Source organism: Sphingopyxis sp. GW247-27LB, assembly GCF_002277025.1.
Classification (GTDB): domain Bacteria; phylum Pseudomonadota; class Alphaproteobacteria; order Sphingomonadales; family Sphingomonadaceae; genus Sphingopyxis.
The window spans coordinates 320,394-340,151 of record NZ_NIWD01000015.1 but is presented as its reverse complement, the minus strand read 5'-3'; the positions used below and the strand labels follow the sequence as shown (position 1 = coordinate 340,151).

The following is a 19,758-nucleotide window of genomic DNA, read 5'->3' as shown; positions in this document are numbered from 1 at the left end:
AGGGACTGGTGTGAGTTTTTGGGGCGCTGCGCTTCACCGGTCGGTTGCGAAAGTCTGCGAGCGATAGCGAAGCGACAGCTTGGGGCGATGGATACGGCCCTTTCCGGGCGGATCGTCCGCAAGTGCATGGCCATCGGGAACACTGTCCGGACGTTGCGGGTCCGCCTTGACGTGTTTGCTGGCCGGGGCCTGATTTTCCGGTTCATCAGCCATCGCATGCTCCTGCATCGGGCGCTGTTCCCTTCCGGTGTTCCCGCCCGTTGCCCTGGTCGATGACGCACGCGATTTCTGACATCAGGCCTGCAGCTTCGACGGGTTTCAGCTCAGCCTCGCAGAGCGAGCCGTCGGCGCGGTGGAATGTCACCACAACCCGGAAGTCGCTGGGATCGCGAGGGATCAGCCGGAGATGGGCGTTAACGCCGCTGACGGGCGAGCGCGTTGCACTCGCGCCGCCAACGAGGCTTTCCTCCCCAGGAACTGATTCAATGAATGGCATAAGGCATATATACAACACCAGCTTAAATTGTTAAGACTGATATTTGACGTATAAAACATCACGGAGTTCCTATGATCACGTCGCAGCAAATGCGGGCAGCGCGCGCCCTTCTCGGCCTCGACCAGCGCCAGCTGGCGGAACTGGCCGGGCTTTCCCTGCCGACCATCCAGCGCATGGAGTCATCGGACGGCCAGGTGCGCGGCGTCGTCGACACCTTGGTCAAGGTCATCACCGCCCTTGAGGGGGCAGGCATCGAACTGCTTGGCGAGAATGCGCCCAGCACCGGTGTCGGGAGAGGGGTGCGGTTATGCGAATCGACCGCCGGCAAGGCGCGCGGCCGGGTTCAGTCAATTCTCTATGACAAGGCGGAAGGCCAAGAGGCTGAGCGATGACGATAAAGCCCTATACGCCCAAACTGATCATGACCTTCCGTGAAGGCTACTCGGCGAGCACGTTCCGGGCCGACGTGGCCATGCTCGAGCGCGTCCATCTCGGCGGCAACTCCGGCAAGGTCTTCTATGCGGCAGACTTCGCCAATGCCCAGTCCCTCGCGGTCGGGTTGCTCGAAATGCCCAAACCGCTGTTGCACTGACATAAGCCGCCGACCCTCACCGAGGCCGTTGGCGCTTCCCCTATCCGCCCCCGTTCCCGGGCGTCTGGTGTCGAAAAGGAATCGTTTTGCACGACGTCGTAATCTTGTCGGGTGCGCGTACCGCCATTGGCGATTTTGGGGGTAGTCTCAAAGATGTTGCCCCTTGGGAGCTCGGACGCATCGTCATTGCCGAAGCGATAAAGCGGGCCGGGATCGAGCCCGCGGACGTCGGCCATGTCGTGCTTGGCCAGGTCATTCAGAGTGAACCGCGCGACGCGTATGTCTCACGCATTTCCGCGATCGCTGCCGGGATTCCCGACAAGACCCCGGCACTCACGCTCAACCGTCTGTGCGGATCGAGCGTTCAGGCCGTTATTTCTGCAGCGCAGATGATTGCTCTTGGCGAATGCGACATTGCGGTTGCCGGCGGGGTCGAAAGCATGAGCCAGTCGCCCTACGTCACAAAATCCATGCGTTGGGGTCGGCGCATGGGCGATGAAGCGATGATCGATGCGATGAACGCCATTCTCCACGATCCCTTCGGCGCTGGTCACATGGGTGTGACGGCCGAGAACATGGCTGATCGCTATGGTATAACGCGAGAGCAGCAGGATGCCTTGGCGGCCGAAAGCCATCGGCGCGGATCTGTTGCCCAGCGAGAAGACCGCTTTCGCGATCAGATCGTACCAGTCGAAGTTAAAAGCAGGAATGGCACTTACCTGTTCAAGGTTGACGAACATGTTCGACCCGATGTGTCAGAAGCAGCACTTGCAGGCCTGAAGCCTCTTTTCCGCAAAGATGGCGGCACGGTGACGGCCGGCAACGCTAGCGGCATCAACGATGCCGGAGCCGCGTTGGTTCTGGCGTCTGCTGCTGCTGCCGAGGCACGCGGTCTCACGCCGAGAGCCCGTGTGGTGGCCTGGGGGCATGCTGGTGTCGCGCCCGAGGTCATGGGCCTCGGGCCGGTTGAAGCGGTTCCCATCGCCCTCCAGCGCGCGGGCCTATCACTAGATCAGATCGAGGTGATCGAAGCGAATGAAGCTTTCGCGGCCCAAGCCTGTGCTGTTGCCAAGCTGCTCGATTTTCCGCCTGAGAAGGTCAATCCGAACGGTAGCGGGATCGGCCTTGGTCACCCGGTCGGCGCGACAGGTGCGATTATCACGATCAAGGCGCTCCATGAACTGGAACGCATCGGCGGACGCTATGGTCTGGTGACAATGTGCATCGGCGGCGGGCAGGGCATCGCGCTGATCATCGAACGTATGCCGCAAGCACATGGGTGAGAGGCAAAAGATGCCCGGCCTAGCTCAGACATGGTGTCGCTCCCCAATTGGTAGTGTCGAGAGGCTTGGAGAAGCACCGCCCTGACTCATGCGTCCGTCGGTTCCGGCGCGGATCGGCCTTTCAGCAAAAAACAATCTGAATCAGGAGCATCGCAAGTGAGCACAGCCTATATTATCGACGCCGTTCGGACACCTCGCGGCATAGGAAAGCCGGGCAAAGGTGCGCTTTTGCACTTTCACCCCCAGCATCTCGGAGCGACAGTGCTGAAAGCGCTTGCTGAGCGCAATGACCTCGAAACGTCTGAGGTTGATGATGTGATCATCTCGACCAGCAATCAGAAAGGCAAGCAGGGCGGCGATATTGGCCGGATGGCGGCGCTGCTGGCCGATTATGACCAAACGACCAGTGGCATGACACTCGACCGCTTCTGCGGCGGCGGAATTACGAGCGTAAATCTGGCAGCAGGCCAGATTATGTCCGGTTTGGCAGAATGTGTCGTGGCTGGCGGCATCGAAATGATGTCCTACCACGCTGAGCTTGCTGCCCAGGAGATGGCAGCCGGATATAGTCCATTGGGAATGGGATCGGGCAACCCCGCTCTTCAGAGAATACACCCCCAATCCCATCAAGGCGTTTGCGCTGATGCCATCGCAGCAATGGAGGGCATCAGCCGCCAAGACGTTGACGCGCTTGGATTGGAAAGCCAGCGGCGGGCCGATGCCGCTATCCGCGAGGGTCGCTTCGCCCAGAGCCTTATCAGCGTATTGAACGCGGACGGAACTGTTGCGCTGGACCATGATGAGTATCCACGCCCGGAAACTACGGCCGAGATCCTGGCGGGGCTCAAACCGAGCTTTGCGGCTGTCGCGGACTTTGCGCTGACTGACGGGGGACCCACATTCCGACAGCTCATAAATCAGAAATACCCGGACCTGACTTGGCAGGCAATTCACCATGCAGGTAACAGTTCAGGCGTAGTCGATGGTGCTTCCGCGATCCTGCTTGCCTCGCCTGACTATGCCGCGCGCAATGGCTGGAAGGCTCGTGCGCGCGTCGTGATGGCAGCAAACATGGGCGATTGCCCCACACTTATGCTGAACGCGCCCGTGCCCGCAGCAAGGCGTGTCTTGGAGAAAGCACGCCTGCGTATCGAAGATATCGATTTGTGGGAGGTCAATGAAGCGTTTGCCGTCGTGGCCGAGAAATTTATTCGAGACCTCAAGCTCGATCGTGAAAAGGTTAATGTCAATGGCGGTGCCTGTGCACTCGGACACCCCATCGGTGCGACAGGACCGATGTTGATCGGTACGGTCCTCGACGAACTGGAACGCCGAGACTTGAAGCGTGGACTTATCACGATGTGCGCCGCTGGCGGAATGGCCCCAGCTATCATTATTGAGCGCATCTGAATGCAACCGTGTGTTCTGGCGGCGGAAGGCCGCCGACCAACTTGGCGCATCACCCTCATAGGTATGTCATTACGATGGTCGAGCAGGTTCGCCGGAGCTATAGGTAAGCTTTGGAAGCGGGCAGGGTTTCGAACTGATTATCGAAGGTCTACCGAAGCACATGCGTAAGAGGCAAAGTATAACCGGACTCGATCAGGCAAGACGCGTCCCCAGTTCGCTGGAAGTTGGCAGGGCCGTGCGTGCACTCGTCCAGCTGGCGGCGCTTGCCGGCCTTGTTGATGCGGTCGGGGTTCTGGCTTTCGGGCACGTCGTCCTAACCTCCCCGGGCGCCAATCTTCAAGGAGGATATCCTCTCGCCTTGTTTGCGTGCGCTATGGTCCTGAGCTTTCTCGGCGGTATCGTCATGACCACGCTGAGCACCTACCGGATCACCCGGCTTCGGCGCATGGTCATCCTGCTGGCGACTGCACTTGCGCTCGCGGCAGCTTATGGCGCCTTCAGGGAAGGGAAAGCGTTTGCACTGGCCATCCTGCTCGCAATGGCAATGGGCGGAGTCCATTGCATATTCGATCGGGACAATCCGGAACTACCGGAAGCCTTGTCACCCTCCGGTCAGCTCGCTCGCTTTGGCGAAACCCTGGCCGGTGGCCGCGCCGGAACAAACCACCGCCAGATCGGCTTGCACGCATCCTTTTGGTTGGCCTTCGTGATGGGCGGCATCGCCGGAGCAAGCGCCTGGATGGCGCTCGATGGCGGCGCACTTGTGTTGGCGGCGTCAATCGCAGGGCTTCTGACCCTGCGGACATGGCTGATCGAGCGCGATCTCCTGGCAGCCTGACACGCCGATCAAATCTTTGAGGAAACCGCGATGAGCGACGACGAATATGTCTATGATGAAGAATCCGGCGAATGGATGCCGGCTGCCGAGCTTGCAGAACGCCGCAGTGCTGCGGGACAGATCGAGGTGCGAGATGCCGTTGGCAATCTTCTGGCCGATGGCGATCAGGTGACCTTGATCAAGGATCTTGAGGTCAAGGGCGCGGGCCAGACACTCAAGCGCGGCACTTTGATCAAGTCCATTCGCCTGACCGACGACCCCCAGGAGATCGACTGCCGCTACGAGGGGGTCAAGGGCTTGGTGCTTCGTGCGGAATTTGTCCGGAAACGCGCCTGAGCTGCGGAAATCTCAGCGCACGATCCCGGCGGCGGCCAAGACGCCCAGAGTGACCAAGTCTGACACTGTTGAGGTCATTCCTGCGATCTGCACGGGCTTTTCCATACCGACCAGAAACGGGCCGAGGGAATCGCCCTCAGCGAGTTCCTTGATCAGCTTGGCTGAGATGCTGGCCGATTGCAGACCCGGCATGATCAGGACATTGGCGGGTGCGGTCAGCCGGCTGAAGGGATAATAGCGCTTCATTTCATTGTTCAGCGCGACATCGGGGGACATCTCGCCTTCATATTCGAAGTCGGTGCCGCGGGTATCGAGGAGGGCAACCGCGTCGCGGGATGTTGCAAGCCATTCGCCCGGCGGGTTTCCAAAATTGGAATAGGACAAGAAGGCAACGCGCGGGTCGTGTCCCATCCGGCGGGCAATTTCAGCGGTTTGCACGGCGATATCGGCAAGGTCGGCCGCCGACGGACGTTCGTTCACGGTGGTGTCTGCAACAAAGACAGTCTTGTTGCGGCCGACAAGCACATGAAGGCCGAACGGTATGTGATCCTGGGCAGGGTCCAGCACGAGCCGGATCTGTTCCAGTGACTGCCTGAAATGCCGCGTCGTGCCAGTGATCATCGCCTCACCCTCGCCGAGCTCAAGCAGCAGCGCGCCGAACACATTGCGATCTCGATTTACGAGACGCACGCAGTCCCGGTAGAGATAGCCCTTGCGCTGGAGGCGGCTGTAAAGGTGCTCGATCATGTCGGGGATCAAGGGCGATACCCGTGCATTGTGGATCTCGAATTCTGCGGCATCGCAGCCCAGTCGTTGAAGCCCCTCGCGCACCCGGTCGTCATGGCCGACCAGGATCGACTTGCCGTAGCCTTCTTCCTGAAAGGCAATCGCAGCCCTCAGGACCGTGTCCTCCTCCGCTTCAGCAAAAATCATGCGAGTCGACTGTGAGCGAGCACGCTCATGGGCAGAGGCCAGCACAGCGGTGGTCGGGTTCAATCGTGCCCGCAGCGCCTGGCTATACGCGGCGAGGTCGGCAAGCGGTCGGCGGGCCACGCCCGTTTCCATCGCCGCCAGTGCGACGGCAGCTGGAACCGTTTCGATCAGGCGAGGATCGAATGGAGTGGGAATGATATATTCGGGACCGAAGCTGCCGGCGCGGCCACCATAGGCGACAGCCACCTCATCTGGAACGCGCCGACGCGCCAATTCGGCAATGGCTTTTGCAGCCGCTACCTTCATGGCGTCGTTGACCGTGGTTGCCCGCACATCGAGCGCTCCCCGGAAGATATAGGGAAAGCCCAGAACATTATTGATCTGGTTGGGATAGTCCGAACGGCCTGTCGCGATAATGGCGTCCTCACGAACGGATTTCACAATCTCGGGCTGGATTTCCGGTGACGGATTCGCCAGCGCGAAGATGATTGGACTTGGCGCCATCGAAGCGACCATTTCCGCCGTGACCGCCCCGGCAACCGACAGGCCGAGGAACAGATCCGCACCGTTCATCGCGTCGGCTAATGTCCTGGCTTTCGTTTCAGCGGCATGCGCCGACTTCCACTGGTTCATGCCTTCGCTGCGGCCTTGGTAGATCACACCCTTGCTGTCGCACATGACGACATGACGCACGCCGAGCGACTTGGCGAGTTCGGTACAGGCTATCGACGCCGCCCCCGCACCGTTCACGACCATTTTGATATCCTTGAGGTCGCGTCCGGTCAGAAAAGCGGCATTGATGATGCCTGCCGCAGCGATAATCGCCGTGCCGTGCTGGTCATCGTGGAAAACGGGAATGTTCATGCGCTCGCGCAGTGTCTGCTCGATGATGAAGCATTCGGGTGCCTTGATGTCCTCGAGATTGATCCCGCCGAAACTCGGCTCCATCAGCTCCACAGCGGAAATGAAGCGATCGACGTCTTCGGTCGCGAGTTCGAGATCGATGGAATCGACGTCGGCGAAGCGCTTGAACAGTACCGCCTTGCCTTCCATCACCGGCTTGGAAGCCAGTGCCCCGAGATTCCCGAGGCCTAGGATCGCAGTGCCGTTGGTAATGACGGCCACCAGGTTGCCTTTAGCGGTATAATCATACGCGGCGTCCGGGTTCGCGGCGATCGCATGGACGGGCGCCGCTACGCCGGGCGAATAAGCGAGCGCAAGATCGCGCTGTGTGGCCATGGGCTTGGTCGCGACAATCTCGATCTTGCCGGGGCGACCGGTGGAGTGAAAGGCCAGCGCCTCGCGATCAAGTGATGTATCGCCCATTTCATTTTTCCTTATCCATGGTCTGGCTGTGGCTCGTCCGCGCAATCAGGCGACGCGTCCCGGCATTACGAGTTTGCTAGCGGAGTTCTGCGCCGCGGAGCGAAGTCGTTACGGCCTGCGTCAAGGCACCGAATCCCCGTCGCGCATCTGGCGTTGCCGCTCGTGCGCAGCCAGCTCGGCGTTCCGCCGGTCATGCGCCCGCCCACCTGCGATCGTAGCGCCGACGAAGAGCATTAGGAGCAAGATGGAGATGACTATGATCGCACCGATGACCATGGCGGTGCCTACACTTTGAGCGGTTCGAGGATCGAGACATAGTTCGCCACCGCGCCGCCGCCCATGTTGAAGCAGGCACCGAGACTTGCGCCGGAGACCTGCATGTCCCCCGCACTCCCGGAAAGCTGGCGGGCCGCGATGACGTGCATCGACACACCCGTCGCGCCGACCGGGTGGCCCTTTGCCTTGAGTCCGCCCGACAGGTTGACGGGCAAGCGGCCTCCACGTTCGGTCTGCCCTTCGTGCACCAGCTGGATTGCTTCGCCTGGCTGACAAAGGCCCATAGCTTCAAGGCTCAGCAGTTCGGCTATCGTGAAGCAATCGTGGACTTCGGCGAAGTCCAGGTCATTCACGGAAATTCCAGCAGCGCGATAGGCTCGCTCGAACGCCAGGCGGGGCCCTTCGAAGCTGGCCAGATCCTTGCGGGCCATGGGAAGGAAGTCGTTGACCTGTTCGGCTGCACGAAATCCAATCGCACGCTCAAGTCCGCGTGCTACATCCGGATGGGCGATGATCACGGCAGCCGCACCATCGGAAATGAGCGAGCAATCGGTCACTTTGAGCGGCGCGGCGATAACGGGGTTGCGATCGGACGCCGTCAGGCAGAACTCAAGATCGATCTCCTTGCGCAGATGCGCAAGCGGGTTTGAAAGCGCGTTGCGATGGTTCTTGACCGCTATTCGTGCCATGGCTTCGGTCGGATCGCCATGCCGGTCGGCATAGGCCTTGGCGAATTGCGCGAATATCGCTGGGAACGAGAGATCGGCCTCTTCGGGCTGATAGCTGGCACCGGAAAGCGCCCGCGTAACGCCTGCCGTGTCTAGCCCGGTCATCTTCTCTGCCCCGACGACAAGCGCGACCTTGATCCGGCCGCTCTGGACTGCGTCCATTGCTGCATAGAGCGCAGCCGAACCCGAAGCGCAGGCATTCTCGCACCGCGTTGCCGGTTTGAAGCGCAACGCATCATGCGCGCCGAAAATCAGTGAGGAGCAAAACGCATCGGGAACCATGCCGGAGTTGAAATGGCCCAACCAGACGGCATCGATATCTCGCGGATCGATCCCCGCATGGCCAATTGCCTCCTTCGCTGCGGAGACGATAAGGCCCTCGATTGTCTCTCCGGTAAGTTTCCCGAACGGCGTATGCCCCCAACCAACGATGTTTGCCTGGATCTTGGTATTGGGCATCTGCAACCTCGCGTAACTATGGAAACAACCGCCTCCCGGGAAGGAAGCGTGTGTGGGTCATCCAGGGCCTTCCAGATCGAAGGCTATCCCGCTGGGGATCGCCACCTTGGAGGCAGCTCGTTTGCCGAGCGCCTTGCATGTTCTGAATATGCTTAGTGATGTATCATGTTATTACCTAATATGTGAAGATCGTATTTTGATGTATTAAACATCATTCATTGCTCAATCCGAGCAAGCGTGCTTGCCTTGGTTCTGGCGGATTGAGATGATGCAGTTGGGGAAAGCAGGGTGGGCCGAGTATGTTGAGACTGCGTCTCGAATATCGAGAAGTTTTGGCGAACGCTGGGTGATTAGAGATCCAGGCCGAATGGTTCGCCATTGTGCTGGACGGCTCGGAAACGCATGAGTGCTGCCGCGATCCGGTGGTAACTTCCTCGGATTTCCGCCGGTCTGCCAGTCGTGACAGCCTTGGGAGCCGCCTACGACCGCGACCTTCTAATCAGACGGTTAGCCTTGGCGCTCAATCATCATCGACTTGACTTGAGCGATGGCCTTGGCCGGATTGAGCCCCTTGGGGCATGCTTGTGCGCAGTTCATGATCGTGTGGCAACGGTAAAGACGGAAGGGGTCCTCAAGATTATCCAAGCGCTCGCCGGTCGCTTCGTCACGGCTGTCGGCAAGCCATCGATAGGCTTGAAGCAATGCGGCCGGACCGAGATATCGATCGCTGTTCCACCAGTAGCTGGGGCATGAGGTTGAGCAGCAGGCGCACAATATGCACTCATATAGACCATCCAGCTTTTCTCTATCGTCGCGGCTTTGCTTCCACTCCCTTTCTGGTTGCGGCGTTTCTGTCTGGAGCCAGGGTTTGATCTCTGCGTATTGCGCATAAAAATGCGTTAAGTCTGGAACGAGGTCCTTGACCACTTCCAAATGCGGCAGCGGATAAATTCGGATATCGCCCTTGATATCCGAAATACTTTTCGTGCAGGCGAGCGTATTGCTTCCATCGATATTCATTGCGCAGGATCCGCATACGCCCTCGCGGCAGGACCGTCGGAACGTCAATGTCTGGTCGATGTCGTTCTTGATCGTGATTAGAGCGTCAAGAACCATCGGCCCGCACAAGTCAAGATCGACATCGTAGCTGTCGATCCGTGGATTCTCGCTACTGTCCGGATCGTATCGGTAAACCCGAACTCTTCGCACTCTCGTAGCTGCGCGACTGGCAGGATAATTCTTGCCTTTGACTATTCTCGAGTTCTTCGGAAGTGTAAGCTGAACCATTGCAACTTCCCTACCATTCAGGACAACGACCTTATCTGTTAATATACGCGCGCCTTGGGCTCGATATATTGGATATCCTCAGTGAGCGTGAACGTATGAACTGGCCTGTAGTCCAGGCGGACATCCCCTGATCCATCCACCCATGCGAGGCTGTGCTTCATCCAGTTCTTGTCATCACGTTCGGGAAAATCCTCTCGCGCGTGCGCGCCTCGGCTCTCGGTTCGCGCGATCGCGGAGCCGACCAGGGCAGTGGCCTGCAACAGGAGGTTTTCGAACTCGAGCGTCTCGAGCAGATCCGAATTCCAGATCATCGAACGATCAGAAACCCCGATATCGGGAAGTGCATTCCACACCTCTTTCAGCTTTTGCTCGCCTTCTTTCAAAATCTCGCCAGTGCGAAACACCGTCGCGAATCTCTGCATGGTGTGTTGCATCTGCAGCCGAAGGCGCGGTGTAGGAGTTCGTCCTTTGGCGTGGCGATACTTGTCAAACCGGGCAATGCTCGCTTCGCCCGCATCTGCTGGCAATTCTGGCTGCGAGGCTCCTGCTGTGAGCGTTTCAGCGCATCGCAGAGCTGCCGCGCGCCCGAAGACGACAATATCGAGCAAGGAGTTGCAACCCAGGCGATTGGCGCCATGAACCGACACGCAAGCCGCCTCGCCTGCCGACATCAGGCCGGGGACGACAGCGTCTGGATCCCCGCCCGCGGCGCTGATGGCGTGGCCATGATAATTGGCGGGGATTCCGCCCATGCAGTAGTGCGCGGTTGGGAGCACCGGTATGGGTTGCCGTGTTACATCGACGCCGGAGAAAATCCGCGCGGATTCGGAAATGCCGGGGAGGCGTTCGTGCAACATCGCCGGAGAGAGGTGGTCAAGATGGAGGTAGATATGATCTTTGTTGACACCGACTCCGCGGCCCTCCCGGATTTCGACCGTCATCGCGCGAGAGACAACGTCGCGAGACGCAAGGTCCTTGGCCGAGGGGGCGTAGCGCTCCATGAACCGCTCGCCTTCGGAATTGACCAGATACCCCCCTTCGCCGCGTGCGCCTTCGGTGATCAGGCAGCCGGCGCCATAGATGCCGGTTGGGTGGAATTGCATGAATTCCATGTCTTGCAGCGGCAATCCGGCTCGCAGCACCATGCCGCCGCCATCGCCCGTGCATGTATGCGCCGAAGTGCAGGAGAAGTAGATTCTGCCATACCCGCCGGTCGCCAATATCACCTGTTGCGCGCGAAACCGGTGTAATGTCCCGTCCATTAGCGACCAAGCGGTGACACCCCGACATTCACCGTCCACCATGATGAGATCGAGCACGAAATATTCGATAAAAAACTCGGCGCCAAACCGTAACGCCTGTCCGTATAGTGTATGGATCAACGCATGGCCGGTGCGATCGGCGGCAGCACAGGCACGCGGGACGGGCCGCTCGCCAAAATTGCTCATATGGCCGCCAAAAGGCCGCTGATAAATCTCCCCGCTCTGCGTACGAGAAAATGGGAGGCCGGCATGCTCAAGTTCGAGAACGGTGGGCACGGCCTCACGGCACATATATTCTATGGCATCCTGGTCGCCGAGCCAGTCGGAACCCTTGACCGTATCGTACATATGCCACTGCCAATTGTCTTCGCCGAGATTGCCAAGGCTTGCGGCAATTCCGCCCTGCGCCGCGACGGTATGGCTTCGGGTCGGAAAGACTTTGCTGATACAAGCCGTTCTCAGACCAGCCTCGACGGCACCTTGAGTGGCACGCAGGCCAGCGCCTCCTGCACCGACTACGATCACATCGTAAGTATGATCCGTGAACTCATATGCTTTGGCGACGCTCATGCTACGACCACCTCGAAAAGTCAGGAGCCCAGGCCGACCCTGAGAACTCCATAAATGCATACGACACCGATCATTGCGGAAAACAGGGTATTCCCCGCAAGGCAGATCATTTTCACCGGAAGGCTGTGAATATAATCCTCGATTATCACCTGCATGCCAATGCGCATGTGGAATGCGCCAGATATGACAAGTAATACTAAAATGATGGCGACGAATGGATTGGCAACGTAGGCTCGAGCCACGCCATAGTCCGACCCAATGAGTGCGATCAGAAGCGCGAGGAACAACAGCGTCAGGGGAATGTTCGCGATAGCTGTTACGCGCTGCATCCAGAAATGAGCCGTGCCGCTGCGGGCGGCTCCAAGTCCGCGGGCGCGATGGCGTGGCGTCCGCATGCCGGTCATGGAAGAACGGCCCTGAGTGACTGCCCCGCAATCCAGGCGGCTACCGTAAGACCCGTCGACCCGATCAATGTGGCCCATGCGAGCCGACTAGCCGCCGGCAGATCAATCCAAAGGCCGATATCCCAGAGGAGATGGCGGATACCGCCGAGCATGTGGTGGAACAATGCCCATATGTAGCCAAACAAGATTATCCGCCCCAGCCAGGAGCCGAGGAAGTCTTGAAATACGGCATAGGAATTTGCGTTCGAGGCCAGGGCAATCAGCCACCAGGTGACCACCAACGTGCCCAGATAGAGGGCCACCCCGGTGAGGCGATGCGCAATGGACATCACCATGGGTATTGTTAGCCGATAAATCTGGAGGTGGGGGGACAAAGGTCTCGACCGCACACGGGATCTTACGCTCATTGAGGCCCTCCAACCTGCACATCGCTCGGCCTTTCACTCTGGCGATGACTCCGAACGCGATCGTTCTTGTCCGGAAAACCCTTCAATCAACGCTCAAAGGCTGATCTGATGCTTTGTGCTGCTTTATTCATGTATAAAATATCATAATGCAACCATTGCATATTAGTTGCGAGAATGCAATGATGATATGTGATAATTGCCACATTGGTTTGAAAGGACGCGTGATGATAGGGGCAGCCCAGTTGAGGGGCGCGCGGGCCTTGCTCGGCATCGATCGGCGACAGCTCGCTATGTTGTCAGGTATCTCGGTCCAAACCATTCAACGGATGGAAACGAGCGAGGATATCGTGCGCGGGAATGTCGATTCGCTGACCAGGCTGATCACCGCACTGAATGAGGCGGGGATCGAATTCATCGCGCCAGGTGCCATCAGCACAGCTGGCGGGCGCGGTGTTCGGTTGGCCGAGGAGGGAGCGAACAACCGGGCTGCCCGTACAGATAGCGATGCGCGGGCTGCCTGAATGAAAAATTGGTCGGCCCTTGACGTTACGCTGTGGTGCATATTGGCGCTGCTGATCACTGCCGTCGTCGCGATTGCGATCGGTCGTGCTCGGTGGGCCAGATGGCCTGTTTATGGCGCGAGTCTGACGATTTCAGGAACCGTGTGCGCTTACAGCCTCGTCCATTTGATCGCGCAACCGGCGGTTGCCTGGGCAACAGTCCTGCCGCTCGGCCTGCCATGGATCGGCGCCAACTTCCGGATCGATGCGCTTGCCGCATTTTTTCTCATCGTGATCAATCTCGGTGCTGCCGCTGCCAGCCTGTACGGACTCGGTTATGGCCGCCACGAGTCCGCGCCGGAACGCGTTCTGCCATTTTTCCCAGTGTTTCTCGCAGGCATGAACATGGTGCTGTTGGCGGCCGACGCCTTCACTTTCCTCCTCTCCTGGGAGTTCATGTCGCTGGCGTCGTGGGCGCTGGTCATGACGCACCACCAGGAGGAAGACAACCGGAAGGCAGGTTATGTCTATATCGTGATGGCAAGCTTCGGGACGCTGGCGCTTCTGCTCGCCTTCGGACTGATGGCAGGCCCCGAGGGGGGATATGCCTTCGCAACCATGCGTGCGCACGGCACCTCTCCTGGCCTTGCCGGACTGGTGCTGGCGCTGGCCTTGCTGGGCACCGGCTCCAAGGCGGGCCTCGTGCCGCTTCATGTCTGGCTGCCGCTGGCGCATCCGGCAGCTCCAAGCCATGTCTCGGCACTGATGAGCGGGGTGATGACCAAAGTCGCCATATACGGCTTCATCCGCATCACCTTCGACCTGCTCGGACCCGTCGCATGGTGGTGGGCCGTCCCGGTGTTGTTCGCCGGTGCCGTCACGGCAACGCTCGGCGTTCTCTCCGCGCTGATGCAAAATGATATCAAGCGTGTCCTGGCCTACAGCACCATCGAAAATATTGGGCTGATCTTTGTCGCGCTAGGGCTGGCGCTTGCGTTCCAGGGCAATGGCATGAAGGCGGCTGCGGCGCTCGCAATGACTGCGGCGCTGTTCCATGTCCTCAATCATTCGCTGTTCAAGAGCCTGCTGTTCTTCGGTGCCGGGGCCGTCCTCACTGCCACTGGTGAAAGACAGATGGAGCGGCTCGGTGGGCTGTTGAACCGGATGCCAATGACCGGCCTGCTTTTCCTGGTGGGTTCCGTCGCGATCTCGGCTTTGCCGCCGCTCAACGGTTTCGCATCGGAATGGCTGATGCTGCAAGCCATCCTGCTGAGCCCCGAGCTGCCGCAATGGGCGCTGAAGCTCCTTGTCCCGGCCGTCGGCGCCATGCTCGCGCTGGCCGCGGCCCTCGCCGCCGCGTGCTTCGTACGCGCCTTCGGCATTTCCTTCCTGGGCAGACCGAGGAGCGATGCCGCAACCGGCGCGCACGAAGTCGACCGCCTGTCGATTGTAGCCATGGCGATCCTGGCGGTTCTGTGCCTGCTCGCAGGGATCGTGCCGGCGGTTATCATTGATGCGGTCGCGCCGGTGGTTCAGGCCCTCACTGGAACGCGCATGCCGGTCCAGACCGACGTGGCCTGGCTGTCCATCGTGCCGATCGCCGAGAGCCGCAGCTCCTATAACGGCCTGCTGGTTTTCATCTTCATTGCCGCCTCTGCCTCGCTCGCGGCATTTGCCATCCACCGGCTGGCATCGGACAAGCTGCGCCGCGCTCCCGCATGGGACTGCGGTTTTCCCGACCAGAACCCGGCGACCCAATATACGGCGGACAGCTTTGCACAGCCGCTGCGCCGCGTGTTTGGTGGCTTCGCGTTCCGCGCCCAGGAAGACCTGCACATGCCGCTGCCCGGGGACGGCAGCCCGGCGCGCCTGACTGTGAGACTGCACGATCTCGTCTGGGAGTGGATCTATGAACCGGTCGTCCGTCTGGTGAATGTCCTGGCGGAGCGGCTGAACCACCTGCAGTTCCTCACCATACGCCGGTATCTGAGCCTGGTCTTCGGCTTGCTGGTGCTGCTCCTGCTTATCCTGGCGATACGGCCATGATCGAGACTTCCCTGATCGATGGCATCTCGATCCAGCTTTCGCAGATGCTGCTGGTCTTGGCGCTATCGCCGCTGCTGACCGGGCTGGTCCGCAAGATCAAGGCACGGCTGTTGCGGCGGCAGGGTCCGCCTCTGCTGCAGCCATATCGTGACCTGATCCGGCTTGTCCGCAAGGAAGCCATTGTCGCGGAGAGCGCGTCCTGGCTGTTCCGGATTGTTCCCTATATCGTTTTCGCGGCGACCTGGGTGGCGGCGGCACTGGTGCCGACGTTCGCAACCGGGCTGCTATTCAGCTGGTCGGCCGATCTCATTGTCATCATCGCGCTGCTGGGGAGCGCGCGCTTCTTTCTCGCGCTCGCGGGCATGGATGTCGGCACCAGCTTCGGAGGTATCGGATCGAGCCGCGAGGCGATGATCGCGACGCTGGCCGAACCGGCACTGATCATGATCGTCTTCACCTTGGCCCTGGTCGCCGGCTCGACTCAACTTTCCACCATCGCCGGCATCATGCTCTCGCCGGGCGTGGGTCTACGGGTCTCGCTGGGTATGGCGCTGATTGCTCTCGTTATCGTCGCTATCGCCGAGAATGCGCGTATCCCGGTCGATAACCCAGCCACGCATCTGGAACTCACCATGGTGCATGAAGCGATGGTGCTCGAATATTCGGGACGGCACCTCGCGCTCATCGAACTCGCCGCATCGCTCAAGCTGCTGCTCTATTTCTCGTTGATCGCCTGCGTATTCGTGCCCTGGGGCCTCGCCCCGGCGGGCGCGCCGCTCCATGTCCATCTGATCGGCGTGGCCGTCTATGTCGCCAAGCTTGGAGTCGCCGGCTTCCTGCTCGCGGCCTTCGAAACCATGATCGCGAAAATGCGGGTGTTCCGGGTACCGGATTTCCTTGGTGCCGCCTTCATGCTCGGATTCCTCGGCACGCTCCTGTTGTTCGTTTCGCGGAGTTTGTGACTTGGACAAATTTGCTTTCGATGTCGCACATTTCCTCGCGGGCAGCCTGGTTCTCGTCAGTCTGATGCTGCTTTATCAGGATCGCCTGTCCGCGCTGCTCAATGTCTTCGCGTTTCAGGCGATGGTGCTGGCGCTCTCGGTCGCCTGGCAGGCCTATGCGCAGGGTGCCCCGCACCTCTATCTGACGGCGGCCATCGCACTCTCGGTCAAGGCGATCATCATTCCGGTTGCGCTTCACCGGATGATCAGGCGCCTTGGCATCCACCGTGAAGTCGAAACAGCGATCAATATCGGTCCGACCATGCTGGCTGGACTGGGTCTGGTCGCGCTGTCGATGGTCGTCATCCTGCGCGTCACCGCCGCTGCCGACATGCTTGCCCGCGAGGATCTCGCTTTCGCCCTGTCCGTCGTGCTGCTCGGCCTGCTGATGATGGTGACGCGGCGCAATGCCGTCAGCCAGGTGGTCGGCTTCATGTCGCTCGAGAACGGCCTGATCCTCGCGGCTACCGGTGCCAAGGGTATGCCATTCGTCGTCGAAATCAGCGTCGCCTTCTCCGTCCTTATCGCCTTCATCGTCATTGGCATCTTCCTGTTCCGCATCCGGGAACGCTTCGATTCAGTCGATCTCGAAGCCCTGGACGACTTCCGGGGAGAGAGCCGTTGATCGCCATGCCAACGAGCGGTGAAGGGCTGATCCTGGCGATACCACTCGTCACCGCCGCCCTGCTGATCTTTATTTCCAACTACCGACTGTCCGCGCGCCTCAATGCTGCTTCGGCCTTCCTGACCCTGCTGGCGGCGCTGTCACTGTTCGTCCGCAAGCCGGCACCGGGCCCCTATTTGCTGGTCGATGACCTCAATATCGTCTTCGTCGTCCTCAATACCTTCGTCGGCTTCACCACCGCCGTGTTCAGCGCCAGCTATATTGCACATGAACTCGAGACCGGCCGCCTGACCAGGGCCCAGTTGCGCTTCTACCATGCGATGTACCAGATTCTGCTGTTTGCCATGAGCCTGTCGCTGCTGGCGAACAATATCGGGTTGATGTGGGTCGCTATCGAACTGGCCACGCTCACGACCGTGCTGATGGTCGGTATCTATCGGACGCATGAGGCGCTGGAGGCGGCGTGGAAATACTTCATTCTCGGCAGCGTCGGCATCGCGCTGGCATTGTTCGGGACGATCCTCGTCTACATGGCGGCCCGTCCTGTGGTGGGCGAAGGCCCCGACGGCATGGTCTGGACCATACTGATCGAGCATGCGGCGAAACTTGACCCGGCGCTGCTCAACCTCGCCTTCATCTTCCTGCTGCTGGGATATGGCACCAAGGTAGGGCTGGCGCCGCTGCATGCCTGGCTGCCCGATGCCCATGCCGAGGGTCCGACCCCAATCTCGGCCGTGCTTTCCGGCCTGCTGCTCAACGTCGCGCTGCATGCGGTGCTGCGCTTCAAGCTGCTGCTCGCGGCCAATCCCGGTGCCATCGCGCCGGGTCCGCTGCTGGTGACGATGGGCCTTGTCTCGCTGATCTTCGCGGGCTTCATGCTGTACCGGCGAAGGGACATCAAACGGCTGTTCGCTTATTCGTCGATCGAACACATGGGCATCATCGCCTTCGCGTTCGGCATGGGCGGCCCACTGGCCAATTTCGCCGGGCTGCTGCACATGACCATGCACAGCCTGACCAAGTCGGGAATATTCTTCGCCGTCGGCCATATCGCGCAGGCCAAGGACACGCAAAAAATAGCGGAAATTCGCGGACTGACCGTAAGCCATCCACTGCTGGGCTGGGGCCTGGTGGTCGGTGTTGCAGCCATCGCGGGGATGCCCCCGCTCGGCGTATTCATGAGTGAATTCCTGGTCGTCAGCTCGACCTTCGCCCGCGAGCCGCTACTCGCCATCCCCTTGGTGATCGGCCTACTGGTTGCATTTGGCGCGCTGTTGCTCAAGGTTCATGGATTGGCTTTCGGTGAGCCGACAGGCGTCAGCCACCCGGTCAAGGCGTCCTATCTGCCGATGATTGCCCATTTTGGACTGGTGCTTGTGGCGGGGCTGTACTTGCCCCCGCCATTGGTCGCCTGGTTCCAGCATGTTGCGGTTCTCCTCCATTGAACCGGGAGCGGAAATGCCAAGCTTGATCGAAGCCCTCGCCGGCGCCGCGCCGTCAAATGGCCACTATCCGTGGCCGCGCAGGGTTGTCGATGAACGGACATGGTCGGTGCTTGTCGGGCAGCTTGGGGAAGGCCGCTGGACGCTGGCCGGCCTGTGGGGCGATGCAGGTGCCGTCCACATGGCCTTGCTCGACACTGGCCGGGGCGAACTGGCCGTCGCGACCCTTGCCTGTCCTGACGGACGATTTCCGTCGATCGCCCGCCATCATGCGCCGGCGCACCGGCTCGAACGGACCATCAGCGAACTGTTCGGTCTCGAACCGGTTGGAGATCCTGACGACCGACGCTGGCTCGATCATGGTCGTTGGGGCGTTCGCCACCCGCTGGGCGCGTGCTCCGAAGCCGACGGAGAGGGTGCGTCATACGCCTTCCTCGCCGCCGAGGGCGAAGGCCTGCACCAGATTGCGGTCGGCCCGGTCCATGCCGGAACGATCGAACCGGGCCATTTCCGCTTCACCGCCAACGGTGAGACCGTCGTCCGCCTCGAGGAGCGGCTCGGGTATGCCCACAAGGGCGTTGAGTCGTTGATGGCAGGAGCCTCACTGGAACGCGCGGCGCACCTTGCCGCAAGAACATCGGGTGACAGCACGGTGGCTTATTCGATTGCATATTCACGCGCGGTCGAGGCGGCGCTCGGCATTGAGGTTCCCGAACGGGCCCATTGGTTGCGCGCGCTGATGGCGGAATTTGAGAGGATCGCCAACCACCTTGGCGATTTCGGTGCGGTGTGCAACGATGCCGCCTTCGCCTTGATGCACGCGCACACGGCTGTGCTGCGCGAGAGAGTGCTGCGGTTATCGAAAAGCTGTTTCGGGCACCGCCTCATGATGGACAAGATCATGCCAGGCGGCGTTGCGGTCGATCTCGATGGCTCGGGTGCGGAGGACATCCGGTCGCTGTTGGCGACGATCCGCGAGACATTTCCGCAGTTGATCGATCTCTACGATGAAACCGCCTCGTTGCAGGATCGAACTGTCGGTACGGGAACACTCACGCATGCGCTTGCGCACCAATACGGATGTGGCGGATATATTGGCCGGGCATCCGGTCGATCGTTCGATACGCGCCGCGATTTTGCCTATCCGCCTTATGACTCCCTGCGGTTTGACGTTCCGCTCTTCCAGGATGGCGACGTCAATGCGCGCGTTTGGGTCCGGATTCGCGAAGTCGAGCAGAGCCTTGGGCTGATCGACCAAATTCTCTCAGGCATGCCTCCCGGAGAAATCTCGGTCGCACCGAGGCCGACTGGCAAAATCAGCGAAGGCGTTTCCCTTGTCGAGGGCTTTCGCGGGGATATCCTGTGCTGGCTCCGTCTCGATTCGGGCGGTGCTGTTGCCCGTTGTCACCTGCGCGACCCGTCGTGGTTCCAGTGGCCGCTGCTCGAGGCCGTGATCGAAGGCAACATCGTTGCGGACTTCCCGCTCTGCAACAAGTCGTTCAACTGTTCCTATTCCGGGCACGACTTATAGGATTGA

At 60.2% G+C, this 19,758-nt stretch carries 19 protein-coding genes; 12 read left to right on the top strand and 7 right to left on the bottom strand.

The window, feature by feature from the left end:
- Window positions 1-33: 33 nt before the first annotated feature.
- Complete coding sequence (locus CD928_RS20720) at window positions 34-213, bottom strand: hypothetical protein (protein ID WP_141237218.1); 180 nt, start codon at window positions 211-213, stop codon at window positions 34-36.
- Window positions 214-567: 354 nt separating this feature from the next.
- Here CD928_RS20720 and CD928_RS20715 point away from each other — a divergent pair, with 354 nt between their 5' ends.
- The 6 genes from CD928_RS20715 (at window position 568) to CD928_RS20690 (ending at window position 4,955) form a co-directional block, all read left to right on the top strand.
- Entirely contained in the window at window positions 568-888 is a 321-nt protein-coding gene (locus tag CD928_RS20715) for a helix-turn-helix domain-containing protein (protein ID WP_095388978.1), read from the top strand.
- The gene (locus CD928_RS20710) at window positions 885-1,088 is read left to right on the top strand and encodes a hypothetical protein (RefSeq protein ID WP_095388977.1); all 204 of its coding nucleotides are present in this window, start codon (window positions 885-887) and stop codon (window positions 1,086-1,088) included. Before CD928_RS20715 ends, CD928_RS20710 begins: the two co-directional genes overlap by 4 nt.
- An 86-nt stretch (window positions 1,089-1,174) precedes the next feature.
- Window positions 1,175-2,371, top strand: a complete 1,197-nt coding sequence (gene bktB / locus CD928_RS20705; protein WP_095388976.1) for a beta-ketothiolase BktB — start codon at window positions 1,175-1,177, stop codon at window positions 2,369-2,371.
- Between the two features lie 156 nt (window positions 2,372-2,527).
- Window positions 2,528-3,781, top strand: a complete 1,254-nt coding sequence (locus CD928_RS20700) for an acetyl-CoA C-acetyltransferase (protein ID WP_095388975.1) — start codon at window positions 2,528-2,530, stop codon at window positions 3,779-3,781.
- 160 nt (window positions 3,782-3,941) lie between these two features.
- Window positions 3,942-4,619: a DUF1275 family protein gene (locus tag CD928_RS20695; protein WP_255247279.1), complete on the top strand. Its 678-nt coding sequence runs from the start codon at window positions 3,942-3,944 to the stop codon at window positions 4,617-4,619.
- A gap of 30 nt (window positions 4,620-4,649) precedes the next feature.
- Complete coding sequence (locus tag CD928_RS20690; RefSeq protein WP_095388974.1) at window positions 4,650-4,955, top strand: alkylphosphonate utilization protein; 306 nt, start codon at window positions 4,650-4,652, stop codon at window positions 4,953-4,955.
- A 12-nt stretch (window positions 4,956-4,967) separates the two neighbouring features.
- Here CD928_RS20690 and CD928_RS20685 read toward each other — a convergent pair whose 3' ends face one another.
- The 6 genes from CD928_RS20685 to sdhC all read right to left on the bottom strand — a co-directional run bounded on the left by CD928_RS20685 (window position 4,968) and on the right by sdhC (window position 12,607).
- Entirely contained in the window at window positions 4,968-7,214 is a 2,247-nt protein-coding gene (locus CD928_RS20685; protein WP_095388973.1) for an NADP-dependent malic enzyme, read from the bottom strand.
- Window positions 7,215-7,498: 284 nt separating this feature from the next.
- Complete coding sequence (locus tag CD928_RS20680; RefSeq protein WP_095388972.1) at window positions 7,499-8,677, bottom strand: acetyl-CoA acetyltransferase; 1,179 nt, start codon at window positions 8,675-8,677, stop codon at window positions 7,499-7,501.
- A gap of 507 nt (window positions 8,678-9,184) precedes the next feature.
- Window positions 9,185-9,964, bottom strand: coding sequence for a succinate dehydrogenase iron-sulfur subunit (locus tag CD928_RS20675; protein ID WP_095388971.1), 780 nt, complete (start codon window positions 9,962-9,964; stop codon window positions 9,185-9,187).
- 38 nt (window positions 9,965-10,002) lie between these two features.
- Window positions 10,003-11,796 (bottom strand): succinate dehydrogenase flavoprotein subunit, encoded by a 1,794-nt coding sequence (sdhA, locus tag CD928_RS20670; protein WP_095388970.1) that lies wholly within the window; start codon window positions 11,794-11,796, stop codon window positions 10,003-10,005.
- A 20-nt stretch (window positions 11,797-11,816) separates the two neighbouring features.
- Window positions 11,817-12,200, bottom strand: coding sequence for a succinate dehydrogenase, hydrophobic membrane anchor protein (gene sdhD / locus CD928_RS20665; protein WP_095388969.1), 384 nt, complete (start codon window positions 12,198-12,200; stop codon window positions 11,817-11,819).
- On the bottom strand, window positions 12,197-12,607 hold the full coding sequence (gene sdhC, locus CD928_RS20660; RefSeq protein ID WP_095388968.1) for a succinate dehydrogenase, cytochrome b556 subunit: 411 nt from the start codon (window positions 12,605-12,607) through the stop codon (window positions 12,197-12,199). Before sdhC ends, sdhD begins: the two co-directional genes overlap by 4 nt.
- A gap of 179 nt (window positions 12,608-12,786) precedes the next feature.
- Between sdhC and CD928_RS20655 the strand changes: the two genes are divergently transcribed.
- The 6 genes from CD928_RS20655 to CD928_RS20630 are packed head-to-tail and all read left to right on the top strand — an operon-like array spanning window position 12,787 to window position 19,752.
- Complete coding sequence (locus tag CD928_RS20655) at window positions 12,787-13,128, top strand: helix-turn-helix domain-containing protein (RefSeq protein WP_369679315.1); 342 nt, start codon at window positions 12,787-12,789, stop codon at window positions 13,126-13,128.
- On the top strand, window positions 13,129-15,153 hold the full coding sequence (gene hyfB / locus CD928_RS20650; RefSeq protein WP_095388966.1) for a hydrogenase 4 subunit B: 2,025 nt from the start codon (window positions 13,129-13,131) through the stop codon (window positions 15,151-15,153).
- Window positions 15,150-16,115: a respiratory chain complex I subunit 1 family protein gene (locus CD928_RS20645; RefSeq protein ID WP_095388965.1), complete on the top strand. Its 966-nt coding sequence runs from the start codon at window positions 15,150-15,152 to the stop codon at window positions 16,113-16,115. The genes hyfB and CD928_RS20645 overlap by 4 nt, the downstream gene beginning before the upstream one ends.
- A gap of 1 nt (window position 16,116) precedes the next feature.
- Entirely contained in the window at window positions 16,117-16,779 is a 663-nt protein-coding gene (locus CD928_RS20640; protein ID WP_095388964.1) for a hydrogenase-4 component E, read from the top strand.
- Between the two features lie 5 nt (window positions 16,780-16,784).
- A complete protein-coding gene (locus tag CD928_RS20635) occupies window positions 16,785-18,224 on the top strand; it encodes a hydrogenase 4 subunit F (protein WP_095389084.1) in 1,440 nt (479 codons plus the stop codon).
- Between the two features lie 13 nt (window positions 18,225-18,237).
- On the top strand, window positions 18,238-19,752 hold the full coding sequence (locus CD928_RS20630) for a nickel-dependent hydrogenase large subunit (protein WP_095388963.1): 1,515 nt from the start codon (window positions 18,238-18,240) through the stop codon (window positions 19,750-19,752).
- The last annotated feature ends 6 nt before the right edge of the window (window positions 19,753-19,758 follow it).

Excerpts from the sequence above, each read along its gene's own strand:
- CD928_RS20685 (WP_095388973.1), bottom strand. The coding sequence starts at position 7,214 with ATGGGCGATACATCACTTGATCGCGAGGCGCTGGCCTTTCACTCCACC.
- CD928_RS20680 (WP_095388972.1), bottom strand. The coding sequence starts at position 8,677 with ATGCCCAATACCAAGATCCAGGCAAACATCGTTGGTTGGGGGCATACG.
- sdhD (WP_095388969.1), bottom strand. The coding sequence starts at position 12,200 with ATGACCGGCATGCGGACGCCACGCCATCGCGCCCGCGGACTTGGAGCC.
- CD928_RS20655 (WP_369679315.1), top strand. The coding sequence starts at position 12,787 with ATGATGATATGTGATAATTGCCACATTGGTTTGAAAGGACGCGTGATG.
- CD928_RS20675 (WP_095388971.1), bottom strand. The coding sequence starts at position 9,964 with ATGGTTCAGCTTACACTTCCGAAGAACTCGAGAATAGTCAAAGGCAAG.
- CD928_RS20715 (WP_095388978.1), top strand. The coding sequence starts at position 568 with ATGATCACGTCGCAGCAAATGCGGGCAGCGCGCGCCCTTCTCGGCCTC.
- CD928_RS20645 (WP_095388965.1), top strand. The coding sequence starts at position 15,150 with ATGATCGAGACTTCCCTGATCGATGGCATCTCGATCCAGCTTTCGCAG.
- CD928_RS20630 (WP_095388963.1), top strand. The coding sequence starts at position 18,238 with ATGCCAAGCTTGATCGAAGCCCTCGCCGGCGCCGCGCCGTCAAATGGC.
- sdhC (WP_095388968.1), bottom strand. The coding sequence starts at position 12,607 with ATGAGCGTAAGATCCCGTGTGCGGTCGAGACCTTTGTCCCCCCACCTC.
- sdhA (WP_095388970.1), bottom strand. The coding sequence starts at position 11,796 with ATGAGCGTCGCCAAAGCATATGAGTTCACGGATCATACTTACGATGTG.
- CD928_RS20710 (WP_095388977.1), top strand. The coding sequence starts at position 885 with ATGACGATAAAGCCCTATACGCCCAAACTGATCATGACCTTCCGTGAA.
- CD928_RS20695 (WP_255247279.1), top strand. The coding sequence starts at position 3,942 with ATGCGTAAGAGGCAAAGTATAACCGGACTCGATCAGGCAAGACGCGTC.
- CD928_RS20720 (WP_141237218.1), bottom strand. The coding sequence starts at position 213 with ATGGCTGATGAACCGGAAAATCAGGCCCCGGCCAGCAAACACGTCAAG.
- CD928_RS20690 (WP_095388974.1), top strand. The coding sequence starts at position 4,650 with ATGAGCGACGACGAATATGTCTATGATGAAGAATCCGGCGAATGGATG.
- CD928_RS20635 (WP_095389084.1), top strand. The coding sequence starts at position 16,785 with ATGCCAACGAGCGGTGAAGGGCTGATCCTGGCGATACCACTCGTCACC.
- hyfB (WP_095388966.1), top strand. The coding sequence starts at position 13,129 with ATGAAAAATTGGTCGGCCCTTGACGTTACGCTGTGGTGCATATTGGCG.